Origin of the sequence: Methylobacterium segetis (genome assembly GCF_004348265.1) — a bacterium.
GTDB classification, from domain to species: Bacteria; Pseudomonadota; Alphaproteobacteria; order Rhizobiales; family Beijerinckiaceae; genus Methylobacterium; species Methylobacterium segetis.
Window position 1 is genome coordinate 1 of sequence record NZ_SMNT01000219.1, and the last position, 2,051, is coordinate 2,051.

Annotated in this window: 2 protein-coding genes; both read right to left on the reverse strand. The window is 69.9% G+C overall.

Going from position 1 to position 2,051, the window contains the following annotated elements; genetic code table 11:
* Entirely contained in the window at positions 1–885 is an 885-nt protein-coding gene (gene sucD / locus E1J50_RS26135; protein ID WP_132257170.1) for a succinate--CoA ligase subunit alpha, read from the reverse strand.
* Between the two features lies 1 nt (position 886).
* Positions 887–2,050, reverse strand: a complete 1,164-nt coding sequence (gene sucC, locus E1J50_RS26140) for an ADP-forming succinate--CoA ligase subunit beta (RefSeq protein ID WP_245516769.1) — start codon at positions 2,048–2,050, stop codon at positions 887–889.
* Position 2,051: the final 1 nt, after the last annotated feature.

Consider the following 2,051-nt stretch of genomic DNA (forward strand, 5'->3'; position numbering starts at 1 on the left):
TCAGCCTTTGAGGCGTTCGAGGAGTGTTGATCCGAGGCGGGCGGGCGAGGGCGAGACCCGGATGCCGGCCGCCTCCATCGCCGCGATCTTGTCCTCCGCGCCCCCCTTGCCGCCCGAGATGATCGCCCCCGCATGACCCATCCGCCGACCCGGAGGCGCCGTCCGGCCCGCGATGAACCCCACCATCGGCTTGCGACGGCCCCGACGCGCCTCGTCCACCAGGAACTGCGCCGCCTCCTCCTCCGCCGAGCCCCCGATCTCGCCGATCATCACGATCGACTCCGTCTTCGGATCCGCCAGAAACAGCTCCAGAACGTCGATGAACTCCGTCCCCTTGACCGGATCGCCCCCGATCCCGACCGCCGTCGTCTGACCCAGACCCGCCGTCGTCGTCTGGAACACCGCCTCGTAGGTCAGCGTGCCCGACCGCGACACGATCCCCACGCTGCCCGGCCGGAAGATGTTGGCCGGCATGATCCCGATCTTGCTCTCCCCCGCCGTCACGATCCCGGGGCAGTTCGGACCCACAAGCCGCGACTTCGAGCCGAGAAGCGCCCGCTTCACCCGCACCATGTCGAGCACCGGGATCCCCTCCGTGATGCACACGATCAGGGGGACCTCCGCCGCCACAGCCTCCAGGATCGCGTCCGCCGCGCCCGGCGGCGGCACGTAGACCACGCTCGCCTGAGCCCCCGTCGCCTCCCGCGCCTCCGCCACCGTGTCGAACACCGGCAGGCCGAGATGCGTCGAGCCGCCCTTGCCCGGGCTCGTGCCCCCCACCATCCGCGTGCCGTAGGCGATCGCCTGCTCCGAGTGGAACGTGCCGTTCTTGCCCGTGAAGCCCTGGCAGATGACCTTGGTGGTCGCGTCAATCAGCACCGACATCTCAGGCTCCCTTCACCGCGGCCACGATCTTCTGCGCGGCGTCGTCCAGATCGTCGGCCGGGATCACGTTCAGCCCCGAGCCCCGGATGATCGCCTTGCCCTCCTCCACGTTCGTCCCCTCCAGCCGCACCACCAGCGGCACCGACAGGCCCACCGTCCGCACCGCCGCGATCACCCCGCGCGCGATCACGTCGCACTTCATGATCCCGCCGAAGATGTTGACCAGGATCCCCTTCACGTTCGGATCGGCCGTGATGATCTGGAAGGCCGCCGTCACCTTCTCCTCGCTGGCGCCACCGCCGACATCCAGGAAGTTGGCCGGCGCCTCGCCGTAGAGCTTGATGATGTCGAGCGTGGCCATCGCCAGGCCCGCCCCGTTGACCATGCAGCCGATCGTGCCATCCAGCGCGATGTAGGCCAGATCGTGCTTGGAGGCCTCGATCTCCTTGGCGTCCTCCTCCGACTCGTCGCGCAGCCCCAGGATCTCGGGATGCCGGTAGAGGGCGTTGCCGTCGAAAGCGATCTTGGCGTCCAGGCACTTCAGCTCGCCCGCAGCCGTCAGCACCAGCGGGTTGATCTCGAGAAGGCTCATGTCCGTCTCGGTGAACGCCCGGTAGAGCTTGGCGCTCAGCGCCTCGGCCTGCTTGGCCTGGGCCCCGCCGAGCCCCAGGGCGCGGGCCACCGCGCGGCCGTGATGGGGCTGGATGCCGGTGGCCGGATCGACCGGGATGGTGTGGATCTTCTCCGGGCTGTCATGGGCGACCGCCTCGATGTCCATGCCGCCCTCCGTCGAGACCACGAAGGCGACGCCGCCGCTGGAGCGGTCGACCAGCATCGAGAGGTAGAACTCGGCCGCGATCTGGGCGCCCTCCTCGATGTAGAGGCGGTTGACCTGCTTGCCGGCCGGCCCCGTCTGCACCGTGACCAGGGTGGCGCCCAGCATCTCGCGGGCGTTCGCCACCACCTCCTCGACCGACTTGGAGACGCGCACGCCGCCCTTGGCGCCGGGCGCCGCGCCCTGGAAGCTGCCCTTGCCGCGCCCGCCCGCGTGGATCTGGCTCTTGACCACCCAGACCGGACCGCCGAGATCGCGCGCCGCGCCCTCCGCCTCCGACGCGTCGAAGATCGCAACACCCCGCGAGACCGGGACCCCGAACTCCCGCAAA